15 protein-coding genes are annotated in these 18,008 nt (G+C 64.0%); 7 read left to right on the forward strand and 8 right to left on the reverse strand.

Features of this window, described 5'->3' with window-relative positions; genetic code table 11:
* Position 1 precedes the first annotated feature (1 nt).
* Positions 2–3,325, forward strand: coding sequence for a Swt1 family HEPN domain-containing protein (locus N415_RS14335; protein ID WP_193376452.1), 3,324 nt, complete (start codon positions 2–4; stop codon positions 3,323–3,325).
* A 454-nt stretch (positions 3,326–3,779) separates the two neighbouring features.
* On the opposite strand, the gene N415_RS30710 is transcribed toward N415_RS14335, so the two are convergent.
* From N415_RS30710 to N415_RS14345, 3 genes are all read right to left on the reverse strand, one after another.
* Positions 3,780–4,637 (reverse strand): SIR2 family protein, encoded by an 858-nt coding sequence (locus N415_RS30710; RefSeq protein WP_081665251.1) that lies wholly within the window; start codon positions 4,635–4,637, stop codon positions 3,780–3,782.
* Positions 4,638–5,663 (reverse strand): AAA family ATPase, encoded by a 1,026-nt coding sequence (locus N415_RS14340; RefSeq protein WP_068182705.1) that lies wholly within the window; start codon positions 5,661–5,663, stop codon positions 4,638–4,640.
* Positions 5,664–6,063: 400 nt separating this feature from the next.
* On the reverse strand, positions 6,064–6,516 hold the full coding sequence (locus N415_RS14345) for a VOC family protein (protein WP_068182706.1): 453 nt from the start codon (positions 6,514–6,516) through the stop codon (positions 6,064–6,066).
* A gap of 87 nt (positions 6,517–6,603) precedes the next feature.
* Between N415_RS14345 and N415_RS14350 the strand changes: the two genes are divergently transcribed.
* Positions 6,604–7,875: a cytochrome P450 gene (locus tag N415_RS14350; RefSeq protein WP_068182783.1), complete on the forward strand. Its 1,272-nt coding sequence runs from the start codon at positions 6,604–6,606 to the stop codon at positions 7,873–7,875.
* 25 nt (positions 7,876–7,900) lie between these two features.
* Positions 7,901–8,722, forward strand: coding sequence for a phosphotransferase (locus tag N415_RS14355; protein WP_161630309.1), 822 nt, complete (start codon positions 7,901–7,903; stop codon positions 8,720–8,722).
* Here N415_RS14355 and N415_RS14360 read toward each other — a convergent pair.
* Complete coding sequence (locus tag N415_RS14360) at positions 8,706–10,115, reverse strand: CehA/McbA family metallohydrolase (protein ID WP_068182716.1); 1,410 nt, start codon at positions 10,113–10,115, stop codon at positions 8,706–8,708. The two genes, N415_RS14355 and N415_RS14360, sit on opposite strands and share 17 nt — an antisense overlap.
* A gap of 125 nt (positions 10,116–10,240) precedes the next feature.
* Between N415_RS14360 and N415_RS14365 the strand changes: the two genes are divergently transcribed.
* On the forward strand, positions 10,241–11,095 hold the full coding sequence (locus N415_RS14365) for a phytanoyl-CoA dioxygenase family protein (protein ID WP_068182720.1): 855 nt from the start codon (positions 10,241–10,243) through the stop codon (positions 11,093–11,095).
* Between the two features lie 71 nt (positions 11,096–11,166).
* Here the strand turns inward: N415_RS14365 and N415_RS14370 are convergent, their stop codons facing one another.
* Genes N415_RS14370 through N415_RS14380 form a run of 3 tightly spaced genes read right to left on the reverse strand, consistent with a single transcriptional unit; the run spans position 11,167 to position 13,414 of the window.
* Positions 11,167–11,703, reverse strand: coding sequence for a VOC family protein (locus N415_RS14370; RefSeq protein ID WP_068182724.1), 537 nt, complete (start codon positions 11,701–11,703; stop codon positions 11,167–11,169).
* A 24-nt stretch (positions 11,704–11,727) separates the two neighbouring features.
* Positions 11,728–12,501, reverse strand: a complete 774-nt coding sequence (locus tag N415_RS14375) for an SDR family oxidoreductase (RefSeq protein ID WP_068182728.1) — start codon at positions 12,499–12,501, stop codon at positions 11,728–11,730.
* Between the two features lie 19 nt (positions 12,502–12,520).
* Positions 12,521–13,414 (reverse strand): NAD(P)-dependent oxidoreductase, encoded by an 894-nt coding sequence (locus N415_RS14380; RefSeq protein ID WP_068182731.1) that lies wholly within the window; start codon positions 13,412–13,414, stop codon positions 12,521–12,523.
* Positions 13,415–13,609: 195 nt separating this feature from the next.
* On the opposite strand from N415_RS14380, the gene N415_RS14385 reads away from it, so the two are divergent.
* The 3 genes from N415_RS14385 to N415_RS14395 all read left to right on the forward strand — a co-directional run bounded on the left by N415_RS14385 (position 13,610) and on the right by N415_RS14395 (position 16,394).
* On the forward strand, positions 13,610–14,296 hold the full coding sequence (locus tag N415_RS14385) for a cupin domain-containing protein (protein ID WP_068182734.1): 687 nt from the start codon (positions 13,610–13,612) through the stop codon (positions 14,294–14,296).
* Between the two features lie 234 nt (positions 14,297–14,530).
* On the forward strand, positions 14,531–14,773 hold the full coding sequence (locus N415_RS14390) for a DUF6400 family protein (protein WP_068182737.1): 243 nt from the start codon (positions 14,531–14,533) through the stop codon (positions 14,771–14,773).
* 241 nt (positions 14,774–15,014) lie between these two features.
* On the forward strand, positions 15,015–16,394 hold the full coding sequence (locus tag N415_RS14395) for an FAD-binding oxidoreductase (protein ID WP_068182741.1): 1,380 nt from the start codon (positions 15,015–15,017) through the stop codon (positions 16,392–16,394).
* On the opposite strand, the gene N415_RS14400 is transcribed toward N415_RS14395, so the two are convergent.
* Positions 16,391–17,845, reverse strand: a complete 1,455-nt coding sequence (locus N415_RS14400; RefSeq protein ID WP_068182745.1) for a serine/threonine-protein kinase — start codon at positions 17,843–17,845, stop codon at positions 16,391–16,393. The two genes, N415_RS14395 and N415_RS14400, sit on opposite strands and share 4 nt — an antisense overlap.
* Positions 17,846–18,008: the final 163 nt, after the last annotated feature.

An 18,008-nucleotide genomic window follows, 5' to 3' on the forward strand; every position in this document is an offset into this window, starting at 1 on the left:
CATGGCGCTGAGCAACCGTGACCGCATCAATAAGATGTTCGAGATTGTCGCCCCTCCTCTGGATGACTACATCTCCTTAGTGATCGGACAGGGCGACCCAGCGGTTGGCGCGGCCTGGCCGAAACTCGTGCGGGCCAAAGATGGGACATCTAGCGCTAAGACGTACAACGCTCACGACCCGCAGGTGCAGTTCCGGATGCTCACCGAGTCGAACATCACCGCTGGATTCAAGAAGGGCTGGTATCCCTTCAATAAGACTCTGGGCAAGGCTGGCGAGTCGTTCGCCATTGAACTTCGCGAAGTCCGAAACAACTGGGCCCACAACGGCATGTTCACGGACGACGACGCGTACCGCGCCCTGGACACGGGCGAACGTCTGCTGAGACTTATCGGCGCGGCCAACGAAGCCGACGAAGTCCGGAGCATGCGGCTCAATCTCCGCCGTGTCACCGCCGACAAAGAAGACAAAAAAGTCCTCAGGGCCGCCGTCGACAACCCAGAGGCTGCCGGGCTAAAGGCCTGGCGCGATGTTCTACCACCCCACGATGACGTGGCAACAGGCAATTTCGCCGCTTCCGAATTCGCCGCCGACCTTTACAAAGTCGCCTTCGGCGGCGAACAGGACTCCGGCTATGCCAACCCTGTCGAATTCTTCCAACGCACATACCTCACCGAAGGCCTCAGTGACCTCATTGGCCGCGCGGTTCGACGACTCTCCGGCGATGACAACGCTCCCCCAGTCATCAACCTGCAGACCAACTTCGGCGGTGGCAAAACACACTCCATGCTCGCCTTATGGCACGTCGCGGCTGGCCTGCCGATTGGCGAATTCCCGCAAGCCACACAAGATCTCCTGTCCGCGAACAAGTACAGCGGCGGCAACGTCAACCGCGTCGCCATCGTCGGCAACCACTTCAGCCCCGCCGGGATCGAACGGGACGGCACCCACATCAACACCACGTGGGGTGAATTAGCCTGGCAGCTTGGAGGCCCGGAAGCCTATGCCTACGTCGCTAAAGCCGACGCCGACCGCACCCCACCCGGCGACGCACTTGCCAAGCTCCTGGCCGCCTACGCCCCCACCGTCATCCTGATCGACGAATGGGTCGCCTACGCACGCTCCCTCGTCGGTCGTGACGACCTGGCCGGCGGCACCTTCGACGACCAATTCACCTTCGCCCAATTGCTCACCGAAGCCGCTAAAGCCACATCCGGTGTGCTGGTGGTGATCTCGATTCCCGCCTCGGAAAGCGGCGACGCCGCCGACAGGGTTGTCGCCGGCAACGCCGAAGAGGTCGGCGGCGCCCACGGACTCGAAGCACTCAAACGCCTGCAGAATGTCGTCCGCCGGGTCGCCGATCAGTGGCGCCCCGCGTCCTCCACCGAGGCATACCAGATCGTCAAGCAGCGACTCTTCACCCAGCCCGACGCTGTGGCGCTCGCCTCGATCAACGCCACCGCCCGCGCCTACGTCGACATGTACCGCAAATACACCGACGACTTCCCCCGCGAATCCCGCGACACCGCATACGAAGACCGCATCAAACGCACCTACCCCATCCACCCCGAACTGTTCGACCGGCTCTATGAGGAATGGTCATCGCTGGAGCGATTCCAGCGCACTCGCGGCGTGCTGCGACTGATGAGCACCGTCATCCACGCCCTGTGGGTTGGCGAAGACGCCTCACCGCTCATCATGCCCGGATCCGTCCCCCTGGCCACAGGCAGCGTCAACTCCGAACTTACCCAATACCTGCAGGATTCGTGGAAAGCTATCATCGACGCCGACGTCGACGGTCCTAACTCGGAGCCTGCTCGGATCGACAAAGACAAGCCGCTATTCGGGCAACGCTCACTGACCAAACGTCTTGCCCGCACAGTGTTCTTCGGAGCCGCCCCGACCATCGGCGCCGCACACAAAGGCCTGGAAACACAGCGCGTATTCCTCGGGACCGCCATCCCCGGTGACGTACCCGGCAACTTCCACGCCGCACTCACCCAACTCGCCGACCGCGCCACCTACTTCTACACCGGTTCCGGCAAATACTGGTATGACCTGCAGGCCAACATCACCCGCACCGCGCGCGACCAAGCTGAACGGCTACACAAGGAAGACGTCTGGGCCGAAATCGTCCGCCGCTTGCAAAGCCAAGCCCGCAGCCGCGGAGACTTCACCGGCGTGCATGTCTGCCCGGAAACCAACGGCGACATTCCCGACACCGACGAAGCACGCCTGGTCATCCTGCACCCGAAGGTCGCCCATAAGAAAGGCACCGACTCCCCAGCAAAAGAGTTCGCACACATGGCAACCGAGCATCGCGGCAGCGCCAACCGCACCAACCGCAACACGCTCGTCTACCTCGCGGCCGACGAAGCGCGGCTGGAAGAACTCGATACCGCAGCCCGCGACTATCTCGGCTGGACACATGTCCTGAACAATGCAGCGGACCTCGACCTCACCGAGAACCAGAAAAACCAAGCCTGTCAACGTCAAACGACGGCTGAGCAGACCGTGACCGCCCGACTACTGCAGACCTTCACCTGGGCGCTGGTTCCTGCCCAGCCGGACCCCGGTGCACCGTTTATCATCCGCGAGACCAAGGTCGAAGGGCAGTCGGAATCGCTGGCCGAACGGGTCTCTCGACGCCTCGGCAACGACGGAGATCTTTCAATCCGGCAGGCTGCGGCCACCATTCGGTTGGCGATTAATAAGGTTCCGCAAATCTGGAAGGACGGCCACGTCTCCCTCGGGTCACTGTGGGCGCTGTATTGCCAGTACCCGTACATGCCGCGGCTGCGCGACCGCACCGTACTAAACGAGGGTATCGTCGACATGCCGATGCATTGGGACGTCGAAGCATTCGCCTTGGCCACAGCTTTCGACAAATCGGCGCACCGGTACATCAATCTGTGGATCTCAGGGGACAAGAACGCCGCCCCTGCGCCGACCGATGCGGTCTTGCTGGTGCAACCGGAGGTGGCGCTCAAGCAACGTGAAGAAGAACCCCCACACGGTGGTGGTGATAAGCCTCCATATGGCGGCGAGCCAGGGTCGGCGAAACCCCCTTCGATTGACGTCGCGTTTCCGCCCGCGAAAAAGCGCTTCTACGGAGTCAAAACGCTTAGCTCTGACAAAATTGCCCTGGACTTCAAAAACATCGCAGACGAGATCATTTCGAATCTTCGGGAGCCGAGCACCAGCCTCGTAGTCAAGATCGAGATTGAGGCCACGGACGCGTCCGGCTTCGACGAAAGCAAAATTCGCACCGTGTCGGAGAACGCCAGAACCTTGAAGTTCGATCAGTCAGGCTTTGAAGAGGACTGATGTCGCGCAGAGCACGTCTCACCGGACCCAACCCCTTGACCTAGGTAGGTTTTCCATCGGGCGCTACTCATGCACCAACAACGGCAGATATCCGCCGTTGTTGGTGCATGAGTCTTAGACGCAACCGTTGGAGTTGGCCTCAGACGACGACAGCGTAGTCCGCTCCAGACGCGCTGATTCACCCCCCGGGCCTGTCTCGTAGATCTCGGACGAAGCTCCGGACAGACCCATGGTCATCCCGATCGTAAAGAGATTGCATAAGTTGCGTATCCACATTTCGTGGCCCGGTGTAAAAGTGACGGGACCAATGCTACTTGTTCGGCAATGCCGGCAAGTCGAAATTTGCGACCATTCGGGGACGTCCCGTCGCCGCAACGGATCGCTTGATTGCACGCCAGGATGAGCTTCTCGAGAAGCGGGAGTACCCTGCGTCCGGGCAGATAGAACTGAAATGCTACGAGACCGCCCGGTACGAATCCACGCTGTCGGCTAGGTCTCGTAAGGCTGCAACAACTTCTCCATGTTGACCTGCCGGGTACTCAAGAAATTTTATGTTGTGCGTTTCTTCTATCGCCCGGCGCACCGATAGATGCCGACCGGCTTCTACGATTGCGAAGTGCGTATGCTGGCTCGGAGCTGAAATGTTCACATTCTGCAGTAGTAACTCGATATCTGGATCTCCGTTGAAGCCTGAGCCAATAAATAAAAGCGTGCTTGTCAGGAAGATCGCGTCCAGGGCTGCAAAGAATTGCGGATAATCTCTTCGCGCAGTGAAGTATTGCCGCCTGGTAAGCACGACTTTCTGCGGATCGGAGACGCACCCATGAGCCTTCACAATCAGTCGCCTTGTGGACCGGAGATCATTAACGAGGTGACCTTCGTAGTAACGGCACACGTTGTATCCGGCAGCCGCTGCGCCCTGCGTAGCCAAGGACTCGTATATGCGGTCGTAGTTGGTTGTTATTACGATCTTCGGATCGATTCTCAACACAAGTTGATGAAGTTCCGAGGGCTGAAAGCCTGGATCTTCGAGCTCTTGGCGCAGAAAGAGGCCGAAGTCTGCTGAACCGAGAGCGTCAACTAAGATTTGTGCCGCATCAAGAAAGGCGCGTTGCTGCAATTGCTCTTCGGCGGCACTACGATCATCACCGTTATCGATCCTGTCGATGCCTCGTTGAAGAAAGTCCACCCAGCCCGGCGGCCGGACTCCATTTACATTTACCGATGAGGCGGAGGCGCCAGAGCCTAGGACGAGGACGCACCGCCTTTCGGCAATTTCGGTCAGTAGAGATTGCGACCATGGGATCGCCATCTAAACTCCTACGTTTTGGGCAAGCGCTTCGCTGACCGCCTCGATCGTGCGAATGTAGTTTTGCTGTTGGCCGTACTGTCCTCCCGCCAATCCGTCTGAACTCTGCAAGTCCGCAATCGGAGCGTTCACTGATTGAGCAAGCGGGATGAGACTGAACATATTGGGAACGTCTCCTAACCGTGCAGCCGAAATGTCCAGTTCGGCGGGCATGAACTCACCCAAACTGTTGGCAACTTCGTCCGGGATCTCGGAGAGGATCCGTTCAAAAGCAAGAGTTGGCCTGCGGACGCCTTTTTTCGACTTCGTAATATACTGCTGGACGGTATATCCGACAAACATTGCTGCCGATGCGGATTCGGTCGAAATTCCGAACTTTTCGAGCGCTCCGGGGTGCCTTCCTTGACACAACTCAATACCTGTGGTGTATACGCCTTTCCAATTGCGCAGCCACTCTGCAATATTCCTAATGCCAACGATTGAGAAAATGTCTGCGCCCATCGGCGTTACAAAAAAGTCCGCTCCGATCAGCACAGTTCTGTTCAATGAACCTAAGCTCGGTCCTACATCAAAGAAAATGAGGTCATACCGCTTTTTATACTCACGAATTAGAAACTTAACCCAATTCGAGCGACGGATTCCTCCGATGTCCCCTCCCGCAGCCTCGCTCCAAGACCGGCTTAGCAAGTCCTCAATTATGGACATCCTCGGATGACCAGGCATCAAGTCCACCCGGAAGCGGTTGAGTGAGGATTTTACTGGTTCGACATCGAGCTCTATGTCCGAGTCGCCAAGTTCGATCGGACGAACTATGTCGTTTATTGTCGGCTGGGCGGATGCCTGCCCGTTCCAGTACATTTCGACCCATTGATCGTTATCCAGTACAAGCTGAGTGGTATTGCACTGCGGGTCGCAGTCGACCAGAAGAACACGAAGGCCTCGAACCCGAGACAGGTGCGAGGCAACGTTACAAGCAAGAGTGGTCTTTCCGACGCCGCCCTTATTATTAAAAAAGACCACGCTTTTCATCAATTGCTATTCCTCTAGCATTCCTCGCGTCCGCGACTATTTCTGTTCGGTCGCCCGAGCGGGGCGGTCGCGTCTCTAGCAGTGTCGTTGGCGGAGCATAGCGTGCACCCGACGGCAAACTGAAGCAACAGGCCGCGTGTCGTGGGCTCCCGAGAGCCATGGCTACCGACTACGCAGAAAGAAGTTAGTCGGCCGGTCTGCGCGCGGATGCGACGCTACGGCTTCAACGCCCAACGGCTTTCCTCAGACAGCCCAAACTGGCGCCGGGAAATGTCGCTTTCCTTCGAAGGAAGTCGTCGTATCGGCGCGCAGCGCCGTCGCCGCCGGGCCGATCGGCATTATCACCGTGTCACACGCGCCCGGCGTGACCACCGGTCAGGCTGCCAAGGATTGACCACCGCTACGACCGTAGCGGCAGTGCCGCAAGCCACCCACCCGAAAGCAGCTCCAACAGCTGCCCGTCCGGATCCCGGATCATCGCCATCGCCTCGGTCACCGTCTCCTTGACCACCGCTCCCCCGAACTCCTCGACCTTCTTCAACGCGCCAGGAAGATCGGACACCGAAAACGAGATGTGGGTCAGCCCAATCTGATCCATGACGCGTTCCGACCCGGCGTGAACTTGACGCTTCGAATAGTCCATGAGTTCGAGCACAAAGCCGTCGCGCACCAAGTAGGTTGCGTGCACCCCGAGCGGCTCAGGAAGCTGCACCAGCTGGGCGGTGGGTCCGTCGGGGGGATCAAGCTCCCACCAGAACTGAAACCCGAGCACGCCCTCGTAGAACCGCCGCGACCGCTCGCGATCGGAGACACACAATCCGACATGGTTGAAGGTCGTCCGGTGACTACTCATCGCGGCCTTTCTCGACGGAACCCAAGCGCGTAATAATGCAAAGATAGTGCAGATAGCCGAGCTCTCGTCGCGGTGGAGGACTTCCAGATGACAACCCGTCCCGACGTCACCGACGACGCGGTAGTCGACTTCGACCATCACTCCGACGAATTCAACCTCGACGAACTGGCCATCAACGCCGACCTGCGGCAAAAGTGCCCGGTCGCCTGGAACACGAACTACGACGGATTCTGGTTCCTCAGCAGCTATGCCGCGGTGAGCCAGGCTGCCCGCGACGGCGATACCTTCGCCCACAAATACGAGCCCAACGCCGACGACGGCGTCGACTACCAGGGCGAGATGGGCGTCCCCCGGCCCGAAGGCCACCCGGCCCTGGGCATCGGCGAGATCGACGGTCCCTATCACCTGGCCCTACGGCACGCGCTGGCCCCGTTCTTGTCCCCCGGAGCCGTCCAGAAACTGAAGCCGTTCATGGAACAAAAGGCGCATGAGTTCCTCGACCAGAAAATCGCCGACGGGCAGATGGACCTCGTCCTCGACTACGCCAGCCCGGTCCCGGCCATCCTCACCATGAAGCTGATGGGCCTGCCCTACGACAACTGGCACCTCTACGCCAACGTCTTCCACTCCATGATGGCCATCCCCCAGGACAGCCCCGAGTACCTCGACGCCATCGCCCAAGTCCCCGCCATGATGCAAGAAGTCATCGAATTCGCGGCCACCCGGCGCGGCAGCCCGACAGACGACCTGACCAGCTTCCTCATCCAGTTCGAATTCGACGGCCAGCGCCTCACCGACGAACAGCTACTCAACATCCTCTGGAACCTCATCGCCGGCGGCGTCGACACCACCACCTCGCAGACTGCGCTGACCCTGCTGCACCTGGGCACCCACCCGCAGCTGCGCCAACAACTCATCAACCACCCCGAGCTTTACCGCACCGCCACCGACGAATTCCTGCGCTACTTCTCGGTCAACCAAACCCTGAGCCGCACCGTCACGAAAGACGTCGAGCTCAACGGCCAACACCTGCGAAAAAACGACCGCGTCGTCATCAGCTGGCTCTCCGCCAACCACGACGAGCAGGAATTCGACCGACCCGACGAGATCATCCTGGACCGAACACCCAACCGCCACCTCGCCTTTGGGCTCGGGCCGCACCGCTGCATCGGCTCGCACCTGGCGCGCCTGATGTCCGAGGTGATGGTCAAGGCGGTGCTCGACCGCATCCCCGACTACCAAGTCGACGTCCAGAACGTCCACCAATACCTGGGCAACCCGAGCATGACCGGCCTTGCCAAGCTGCCCGTCACCTTTACCCCTGGAGAGAGCACGGGCACGTCGCGTCCCGGTAAATGACTTGCGCGTGGCCGTCATGATGACCATGAGGCCAAATGCAGGACATCGTGGATTTCGTAACCAGCGAACTGGGCCGTCGCCTAGCCACATCGTCAAGCTCGACGCCTTCCCAGGCAACACCGTCTATGAAGTCGACGAGCGCCTCATCGTGAAGGCGTCGACGAACCACGCGGCACTGCGCGCGGAGGCGTGGGCGTGCGCGCAGGCCGCGGACGCGGGTTGCGCCGCCCCGGCGATCCTCCGCTTCGCTCGCCTCGACACCGGGGTAAACGCACTGATGATGAGCCGCGTGCCGGGCCGGCCCATCTCCGCCCAAGATCCCGCGTTCGACCAGGTCGCCGCCAACCTGCGCCGCCTGCACGGCGTGACATTGTCGGGCTTCGGCTGGCTGTCAGAAGGATCGCTCAAGCACCCGTCGTGGCCGAGCTTCCTAAAAGCCATCTGCGACAACACAAGGAAACTGGCACCCGATGTGGCCGACGCCGCCGAATCCGCGATCGACGAGCACGCCGACACGCTCGGCACTAACGCGACCGGGGTGCTATGCCACGGCGACCTCAAGGCCGCACACATCCTGGTCGACGACGGGCGGCTCGCCGGCGTGATCGATTGGGGCGACGCGCTCGTCGCCGATCCGTGGTTCGACATCGCCCGGTTCGCGCACCGCTCCCCCGCGTCGTCGCTCGTACTCCTGCTCGACGGCTACGGCGCCACCACCGAAGATTGGCGCCTTTCGCTCTACCAAGCGCTGTGGATGCTTGTCGACGCCAACGTCGCAAACCGGCACGGGCACAATGTCGACGCGACCCTGCGGGGCGCCATGAACTACCTCAAAGCGGCGACGTAGCCAGCCACACGGGATTCGTCAGCGCGACCATCGTGCCGAGCGGGCGCCGCTGCGCCTCGCGAATTTCCAGCCGCGCGAAGCGCGCCGACGCCGCGTCGATTTCCCACCGCAGCATGGTCCGCGCCGACCCGGTCACGGCGACCCGGCCGACGCAACCCTCCGCGGTGATCAACGCGGCGGTCGTCCCGGCGGCCCCGGTGACCATCGCCGTGACGGTGACCGGGGCCCCAGGCGGCACCGGCAGCGTCTCGCCAATACCCGCGTCCCGGCCGCGGCACGACGCCGTGAGTTCAACTGTGACAGCACGTGATCGGGCGATGTAAGACCGGCCCCGACGCAACCCATCCAAAAGCGCCGGCGTCGAAAGTCCGCGCGCGTACACGACCGTCTGAGGCGAACCAACCGGCTGCTGATGCGTGTGCGAGTCGCTGCCACTGACCGCCACCGCTCGCCGGCCCTCGCACAGCAGCCGCTGCCAAATGCGAAGCGACACTTCGTCGTCGAGGTTCCACCGGCCGTTCCACACCTCGAGACCGTCGACGTGCTCAAAACCGAACTCCCACAACGACCCCGGCACCGGCGCGGCCGGATGCGCGGCGATAACGAGCCCGCCGGCCGAGCGAACCTCACCCGCAAAACGCGGGAACACCCCGTCGCGCGGCGCGTATCGCCAATCAACCCAGCCACCCGGCGGCAGCCCCACCGCCAGCCAGTGCCCGTGCCTCGTCGTGACCTCCTCGCCGGGAATCACCAACAACCCGCCGGTGCGGCACGCCGGCCATACCCGGTTGGCGGAATTGGTGTTGTGGTCGGTGGAGACGATGAAGTCCAGCCCGCTGTCGCGAGCTGCCGCCACCAGCTCACCCGGATGGCGTTGGCCGTCGGAGTGCACGGTGTGCAGGTGCAGGTCCCCGCGATACCAGCCCGCCCGGCCGACGGCCGGGGCCGGATACGCGATCATCGGCCCGCTTTCCGGGCCGGACTGCCCGCGTTCCAGCGTGACGCGCGCCTCCCAGGCCATCCCCCACGGGCTCAGCACCACCGGACCGAGCGCGACCGCCCACAGGCCCGGCTCGATGCGGCCCGCCAGGTAACCCGGCGTGGCGTGGCCGGCGGAGATCACGAAGCCGTCGCGGGCACCGCCGGACCATCCGCGGAATCCGGCCGCATTGCCCAGCTCGTGGCCCGCGGGCCCAAACATGCCCAGATCCAACACATTTCGGATCGGCCCGCCCACCGCAAACCGGTCATGCGACGTGCTGACCCGGATTCGCTGCACGCCCAACGGCACCTCGAACGGCAGATAGGCCCACTGGTCGATGCCGAACCCGAACCGGCCAGAAAACGACAGGTGGATCGCCTGGCCCTCGCGCTGCTCGGTCGCGATGCTCACGGCCGTCCTCCCCTTTTCGGTACACGGCCAGCATCCCGCACCAAGGAGTAACCACCCGTTACTTCGACGCGAACGCCCGCCGTCGATTACTTGACCAGTGGCCAAGTTGGGTTCAGGGTCGGGGTATGAGCATCGACGACGAACCCGTCAAGACGCTGGACGACCTCAAAAGCGATTTAGCGGGCCGGCACAAGTGGACAGCGAGCGGCGGCGCGTCCGTCGACCCCGCGATCGTCGACGCCGACATGGCCGCCCTCGACCGCGACGGCTACGTCATCTGGGAAAACCTGCTCAGCCCCGACGAATGCCGGCGCATCCGCGACGAAGTCACCCCCTGGCTCGCACACACCGGACGCAACTCCTTCGAAGGACGCCGCACCCAGCGCATCTACAGCGTGCTGAGCCGAACCCGCGTGTGCGACCGGCTCGCCGACCATCCACGGGTGCTCGCGGTGCTCGATCGACTGCTGATGGCCAACTACCTGCTTTCGGCGTTGCAGGCCATCAACATTCAACCCGGCGAGTCGCCGCAGCTGCCCCACCACGACGACGGGTTCTACCCGATTCCGCGGCCGCGGGATCCCCTGGCCGCCGCGACAATCTGGGCGATCGACGACTTCACCGCCGACAACGGCGCCACCGTGGTGCTGCCCGGCAGTCACCGCTGGGGCAGGCGTCCGCCCGGCCCGGACGATCCCGCGCTGCCCGTCGTCATGCCCGCCGGCTCGTGCGTCTTCTTCGTCGGAACCCTGTGGCACGGCGGCGGCGCCAACACGACCGACCGCTCACGGCTTGCCATCACGGCCCAATACTGCCAACCCTGGCTACGCCCGATGGAGGCCTTCACGCTGTCGATCCCGCGCGACATAGCGCGAACGCTCTCACCCGACCTGCAACGCATGATCGGCTACAGCATCCACCCGCCGTTCGTCGGCGCCGTCGACGGCCTGCACCCCATCCGGTTGCTGGATCAGCCATGAGACGCTCTGGACAGAGCGGCCGCACGATCGCCACCCTGAGCCGGCACGTCGAACAGCGCTAGGCACGGCGGTCACATGAGCGTGGGTGGCGACAACTGCCCCGGCTGAGGCCAATTGCTGAACGCCTCGGCGTAGCTGTGGCTCATCACCTCGAGCACGGTGCCCCACGGATCGGTGGTGTACGCCAGCATCCAGGGCCGGCCGGGCACGAAATGGTACGGCGCCGCCAGCAACGTGCCGCCCCGGTCGACGATGCGGTCGACCATGCCCGCGACGTCCGGGTGAGTGATGCACAAGTGCCACAGGCCGCGATCGAGCCAGGGCATCGACTCCTCCGACGACCGCGGTCCGCGCGTGGGCGGGTCAACGAACTGGAAGAGCTCGATACCAACCGAATTCGCGCTCAGCAGATGCGCCTGCCAGGCTCGGCGAAACCGACTGCCGAACACCCCGGCGGCCTCTGGGTGTCCGCCGGAGTCAAGCTCGCGCGGGCCCATGATGCAGCGGAAGCCGAAGACTGCCTCATACCAGTCAATAGCCGCGTTGATATCAGGGACGGTCACCCCCACATGATTGATGGCAAGGCCGGCCATTGGTTCGAGCGACATCAGTGATTCCTTTCGCCTGAGTAGTCACCAGGGCACATCGCCGGCGTCCCAGCGTTTTTGAACGTCGGGGTACAGCGAAGCGAGGTCGTGGGGCAGCGACGCCTTGACGCGCCGGGTCCTGTCGTCGGTCAGCACCTCCTCGTCACCGTGCTGAATCGCAGCCAGCGTCTGGGAAGCGACGTCGCCGGGTGAAAGCTTCGCTTCCGCCACGGAGTCCGCCATGTCGGTGTCGATCCACCCCGCGTGCACGCCGACGACGAGGGTTCCCTGCGCGCGCAGCTCGACGCGAATCGCGTTGGTCAGGGCCCACTCGGCAGATTTCGACGCCCCGTAAGAACCGTTGAACGGATTGGCGAACCAACTGGCGATCGACAGCATGTTGACCAGCGCGCCGCCGCCTTGACGGGCAAGCACGGGTGCGAATGCGCGGCACATCGCCAGTGTGCCAAAGTAATTGGTTTCCATCTCGCTGCGCGCCGCGCTCAGGTCCGGCGAGGCTAGCAGCGGACTTCGCAGCATCGCCCCGGCGTTGTTGATCAGCACTGTGACGTCTGGGCACCCGGATGCCGCGCGTCGGATGTCATCCGAGTTAGTGATGTCCAGGCCGATCGGAATGACCCGGGCATCGTCGAAGTCGACCGCGTCAGGATTTCGTGCCGCCGCGTAAACGCGGGCCGCGCCCCGGTCGAGCAGCCCTTGCACGAACGCCTTCCCGAGACCCCGGTTAGCCCCGGTCACCAATGCGCGCGCCCCCGCAATGGCAACGCCACCAGGCGAATTGACTGCTTCCTCGTTCATGATCAGTTCTCCCTTCGGGTTACGAGCCGGTGGCAAGTCCGGCGCCGTGGGCCGCCATCGCGTACAGCGCGACATAGTCAGACTCGCCGTATCCGTTGCCGATTGCGGTCTGGAGCAGTTGGTGGGTGCTCGCGGCGATCGGCATCGGAACCTCCAGCGCCCGTGCCGCCGCCAGCCCAAGATCGAAGTCTTTGCGCATGCCCGCGGTGGTGAAGGTGGGTTCGTAGTCGCGGGCGCGAATCGCTTTGCCCTTGGCCGAAATCAACTTCGAGCCCAGCACTGAGCCGTCGACGAAATCGAGAAACATCGAGGGTGCCACGCCCCCCTTCTCCGTCAGAGTCGTCGCCTCGGCCAACGCTTGGGTGATGATGCCCACCAACAAGTTATGGGCCAGCTTGACCAGTAGCGCCTCCTCGCCCGTACCGGCGTAGGTCACCGCGGATGCGATCGCCTCCAGATAGGGCAGCGCGGCATCGAAGACCTCCGCTGGGCCCGAAGCGACGATGGATCCGGATCCACCGGCAATCGCGTCCGGGTTGCCGCTGACGGGTGCAGACAGAAACCCGACGTTGTGGCGTGCGGCCTCGGTTCTGACCTCGGCGGCGGCCTCGGCGGACACCGTTGAACAATTCACGATGATGCGCGGCGCGGGCTGGCTGCTCAACAACCCATCGGGGCCGAGTGCGACGGCCAGAAGATCTGGTGAAGACATCACGGTGACGAACACCAGGTCGCAGCGGCCCAACGCGCCCAGCGTGTCCGCGTGGGAGGCGCCCAGGTTCACCAGCGGCGCGGTTTTCGATGCCGTCCGATTCCAGACGGTCACTGCGGCGCCACTCGAGATCGGGCGGGCCGCCAGAGCACTCCCCAATCGGCCGGTGCCCAGCCAACCGATCCGAATGTCAGGATCCATGCTTGCCCTCAACTCCTCGTCAGTTGCTGTCGTGCTTGTCTGTTTTACAGTACGCAACTGTGCAGCATAATGCACACTACGTCGGTTGATGATGCTGTGCCAAACGCGACTTTCTGGTGCTGACGGCACATTTCGCGCGGACTATGGCCGCTGTTGTGTACCCTGAGGTGTACAATTTAGCGGACGTTCGGAGCAATGGTGAAAGAAGACGGATCAACGCCTCACGTAGCCGAGGGCGCAACGGGCCTCGGCCCGCGGCTTCGGCAGCTCCGCAATGCGCGGGGCATCTCAGTGCGGGAACTGGCGCGCCGGGCCGGCTGCTCAGCGAGCCTGATCTCGCAGGTGGAACGCGGAGTGACGACACCGTCCGCCAGCGTCGTCTACGCACTGGCCAACGAGCTGGGCATCTCGCTGGACTTCCTGTTCGGCGCCGGCGACCCGCTAAATTCCCCGCACACATCGTCGGCGGTAGGCGATGCATTCGCGGCCCCACCCTCTGCGTTCCACCAATGGGGTCGCGCCAGCGGCGCCAACGGAGCGGGGATCGTGCAACGAGCCGGCGATCGCAGCGTCATCGAACTCTCGACGGGGGTCCGCTGGGAGCGACTCACACTCACGCACGACGACCGGGTCGACTTTCTCGAGGTGATCTACGCCCCCGGTGGCCAATCCAGCGACGGTGGTCAGGCCGTACGTCACGACGGCCGCGAATATCTTTATGTTCTGCAGGGAGAGCTGGAAGCCGTCATCGGCTTCGACACCCTGCAACTGCATGAGGGCGACTCGCTGGCCTTCGACCCCGCGACGCCACACCAATACCGCAATCGCACAACCGAAATCGCCCGCGTTTTATCCGTCGTCGTGCACACTCCCACGAGGTGAGGCGTCCGCGTCTGCGCGGGTACTACCCGCCGCCCGCGCGAGTGTGATGTTGTGCACAGCGACACCGGAAACGCCCAGCTGCGACCCCACAGGCGACGCGGACGGGTGTGATCTGGCTCGCGTTCAAGTTTCCGGACCCGTCGCGTCCGGTTAGTCTCTCCGAAACCTCTCGGCCCGATCGGCCAGTGCACCGGCGCCAGCGCCGGAATCATAATTCCAATTTGTGGGAGACCCATGTCCAAAAAACGAGGCGATTTCGCGTACCAATATGACCTGACGCTCGACGAAGCGCGTCGGCGCGCGGCGGTTCTCGAGGCGATCGATGGCGACTGGGATCCCGTTCAGGTGCTCGCGGAGGAAGAGCGCGCCTGGGACCTGCTGTACAGCGGGCTGGACGACGACCAGCAGCGGATCTACGACGAGCTTGTCGACGCGGGAGTTCTCCCGGATCGGGCGGCGAACCGTGTTACCGATTGATCCCCACGCCGACCGCGGCCGACGCGCCTGGCTGCCCTGCCCGCAGTGCGATCACGCCAGGCACTGCGACGACTGCCGCGGCCCCCGCAACTGCACGAACCACTGGCAGTATCTGCTGAGCAACCGCGCCTGGGTGGTCCATCTGCAGTGCCCCACCTGCGGTCACCTCTGGTCCGCCGATACCCGGTAACCGCCTATTAGAGTGAATCGCTGTCCGGCACCTTGGAAGGTGAGGCCAGCGATGAGCGATATGACGGCGCGGTTCGCCGAAATCGTCGGCGAGCACAACCTGCTGACGGGCGACGCGATCCCCGAAGACTATTGGCACGACGAGGTGTTGACGTCGGCGCCGCAGAAGCCGGCATATGTCGCCAAACCGGCCACTGCCGAAGAGGTTTCGCGGCTGCTCAAGGCCGCGAGCGAGAACAAAATCCCGGTGACAGCCCGCGGCTCCGGCAGCGGCCTTTCCGGCGCGGCGATCCCGCGCGAAGACGGGCTGCTGATCTCCTTCGAGCGGATGAACGCGATCCTCGAGGTCGACACCACCAACCAGGTCGCCGTCGTCCAACCCGGCGTCACGCTGACCGAACTGGACGCCGCGACCGTCGACTCCGGGCTGAGCTACATGGTGCACCCGGGCGAGCTGTCCTCCAGCGTCGGCGGCAACGTCGGCACCAACGCCGGCGGGATGCGCGCGGTCAAGTACGGCATCGCCCGCCACAACGTGCTCGGCCTGCAGGCGGTGCTGCCCACCGGCGAGATCATCCGCACCGGCGGCAAGATCGCCAAGGTCTCCACCGGCTACGACCTGACCCAGCTAATCGTCGGCTCCGAAGGCACCCTGGCCCTGGCCACCGCGGTGACGGTCAAGCTGCACCCGCGCCTCGACCACGCCGCCACCGTGCTCGCCCCGTTCGCCGACTTCGACCAGGTCATGGAGGCGGTGCCCCAGGTCCTCGCCAGCGGGCTGGCGCCCTACATCGTCGAATACATCGACAACATGACGATGGCCGCGCTCGTCCACACCCAGAACCTGGAGCTTGGTGTCCCCGACAACGTCCGCGACAGCTGCCAGGCGTATCTCGTTGTGGCACTTGAGAACCGCACCGCAGAAAGGCTCGACGAGGACGTCGAGCGAGCCGGCGAGCTGGTGGTCGAGCTGGGCGCCGTCGACGCCTATGTGCTGGAAGGGATTTCGGCGCGCAAGCTGATCGAGGCGCGCGAAAAGGCGTTCTGGACCGCCAAGGCGATCGGCGCCGACGACATCATCGACACGGTCGTGCCGCGCTCGGCGATGCCGAAGTTCCTCGCCGCCGCGCGCGAACTGGCGGCGACCGCGGGCGGCGCGGCGGCCGGTTGCGGGCACGCCGGCGACGGCAACGTGCACCTGGCCATCATCTGCAAAGACCCGGCGAAAAAGAAGCAGCTGATGACCGACATCCTCGCGCTGGCAATGGAATTGGGGGGCGCGATCTCCGGCGAACACGGCCTCGGCCGCGCCAAGACCCCGTACTTCCTGCAGCTCGAAGACCCGGTCAAGGTCGATCTCATGCGCCGCATCAAGCACAGCTTCGACCCGGCGGGCATCCTCAACCCCGACGTGCTGTTCGCCGAACCCTAAGTGGCGCTTGCGTATTGCAGCACCGGCTCCGACGAGTCGACGTGACCGTTGCTGATGATCCGAAGCCGCTCCGGGCGCACCTCGTAGCGAACCCCGTTTTCCGGATTGGTGACGTCGAACCCGTCGGATGACCGCACCGCGTCGGTCAGCTCGATGTGGGCGCCGTCGCGGATGCGCTCGCCCCGGTAGTAGAAATTGCCGGGCGCGGTTTGGCACACCACCGCGAGCGACTGGGCGGTCCGCACCACCAGGGCCGGCGGATTGCCCGGGTCGCACCGCGCCGTCTCACCGACGAAGCCCAGGCCGTCGGCACCCTGGACGGGCTGCGACAGCGACGGCGTCTTCGTCGTCGATGGGGTCGGGGGCGCCGTCGTTTGAGGGGATGCACTGTTGCGCGTGCCGCCGAAGAGAACAAGCGTCACCGCGATGACCGCCGCGACAATCAACACGGCCGCCGCCGCCCCGGCGACGAGGACGGGTGCCCGCCGGAGAACCGAATTGCCCGTCCGCGGCGGCTCCGGCGCCGGCGGCGGATATGGGCTGTAACCGGTGTCGTCCGGGTTGGGGTAGACCGTCGAGAACGCCCGGGTGCGCGAGGGCGACGGCTCCGGGGTCGACGGCGTGAGCCCGAACGCCGCAGTCGCCAGTTCACCCGCGGAGGAGAACCGCGCGGCCGGGTCCTTGGCCATCCCGCGGGCGATGACGCCGTCGAGCGCCTTATCGATGCCCCGGCGCATGATGCTCGGCCGGGGCGGCGGCATCTGCAGGTGCGCGGTGATCAGCGCCGGGATCTCCGCGCCCTCGAACGGCGCTTGACCCGTGAGGCACTCGTAGAGCACGCACGCCAGCGAGTAGACGTCGGTCTGCGGTCCCACCGGGCCGCCGTCGAATCGTTCGGGCGCCATGTAGGCACACGACCCGATCAACGGTCCGCCCGCCGTCAGGCTCGGATCGCCGTGCGCCTGCGCGAGGCCGAAGTCGACCAGGTAGGCGAAGTTGTCGCGGGTGAGCAGCACGTTCTCCGGCTTCACGTCGCGATGCACCAGGCCCTCGGCATGGGCGGCGTCCAGCGCGGCCGCCACCTGCGCCGTGATCGCCGCCGCCTGCCCGGGATCGAGCGGGCCCCGCTCGCGAAGCAGATCCTTCAGGCTGCCCCCATCGACCAGGCGCATGTCGATGAACAGCACCCCGTCGATTTCGCCGAAGTCGTGCACCGGGATGACGTGCGGTTCCTGCACTCGCGCCGCCAGCTGGGATTCGCGCCGAAAGCGCTGCTGGAAACCCGGATCCGCCGCCATCTCGGGGCGCAACAGCTTGAGCGCGACCATCCGGCCCTTGCGCGTGTCGTAGGCCCGGTACACCTCGCCCATTCCGCCCGCGCCGATCAGTGATCGCAGCTCGTAGGGCCCGAACCGAGTGCCGACGCGCGAGCGACGATACGGCGTAAACAATCGACATCCTTTCGCTCGGCCTGCAGGAGGATTCCCACATCGAGCGTGCAGATAACGGCGCCGGCTCGAGTCACAAGAAGTCAGGGATATGCCAAACTGCCCGCCTCGTAGCGACAACCGACGGCGCCCTCGGAATTTTGTCGCTCTGAGGCGGGCACAGAGG

It is taken from the genome of Mycobacterium sp. UM_CSW (assembly GCF_000455205.1).
Lineage (GTDB): Bacteria > Actinomycetota > Actinomycetes > Mycobacteriales > Mycobacteriaceae > Mycobacterium.

Bases quoted from the DNA above. Each gene is read 5' to 3' on its own strand.
- N415_RS14335 (WP_193376452.1), top strand. From the start codon at position 2: ATGGCGCTGAGCAACCGTGACCGCATCAATAAGATGTTCGAGATTGTC.
- N415_RS30710 (WP_081665251.1), bottom strand. From the start codon at position 4,637: ATGGCGATCCCATGGTCGCAATCTCTACTGACCGAAATTGCCGAAAGG.
- N415_RS14340 (WP_068182705.1), bottom strand. From the start codon at position 5,663: ATGAAAAGCGTGGTCTTTTTTAATAATAAGGGCGGCGTCGGAAAGACC.
- N415_RS14345 (WP_068182706.1), bottom strand. From the start codon at position 6,516: ATGAGTAGTCACCGGACGACCTTCAACCATGTCGGATTGTGTGTCTCC.
- N415_RS14350 (WP_068182783.1), top strand. From the start codon at position 6,604: ATGACAACCCGTCCCGACGTCACCGACGACGCGGTAGTCGACTTCGAC.
- N415_RS14355 (WP_161630309.1), top strand. From the start codon at position 7,901: ATGAGGCCAAATGCAGGACATCGTGGATTTCGTAACCAGCGAACTGGG.
- N415_RS14365 (WP_068182720.1), top strand. From the start codon at position 10,241: ATGAGCATCGACGACGAACCCGTCAAGACGCTGGACGACCTCAAAAGC.
- N415_RS14370 (WP_068182724.1), bottom strand. From the start codon at position 11,703: ATGTCGCTCGAACCAATGGCCGGCCTTGCCATCAATCATGTGGGGGTG.
- N415_RS14375 (WP_068182728.1), bottom strand. From the start codon at position 12,501: ATGAACGAGGAAGCAGTCAATTCGCCTGGTGGCGTTGCCATTGCGGGG.
- N415_RS14380 (WP_068182731.1), bottom strand. From the start codon at position 13,414: ATGGATCCTGACATTCGGATCGGTTGGCTGGGCACCGGCCGATTGGGG.
- N415_RS14385 (WP_068182734.1), top strand. From the start codon at position 13,610: ATGGTGAAAGAAGACGGATCAACGCCTCACGTAGCCGAGGGCGCAACG.
- N415_RS14390 (WP_068182737.1), top strand. From the start codon at position 14,531: ATGTCCAAAAAACGAGGCGATTTCGCGTACCAATATGACCTGACGCTC.
- N415_RS14395 (WP_068182741.1), top strand. From the start codon at position 15,015: ATGAGCGATATGACGGCGCGGTTCGCCGAAATCGTCGGCGAGCACAAC.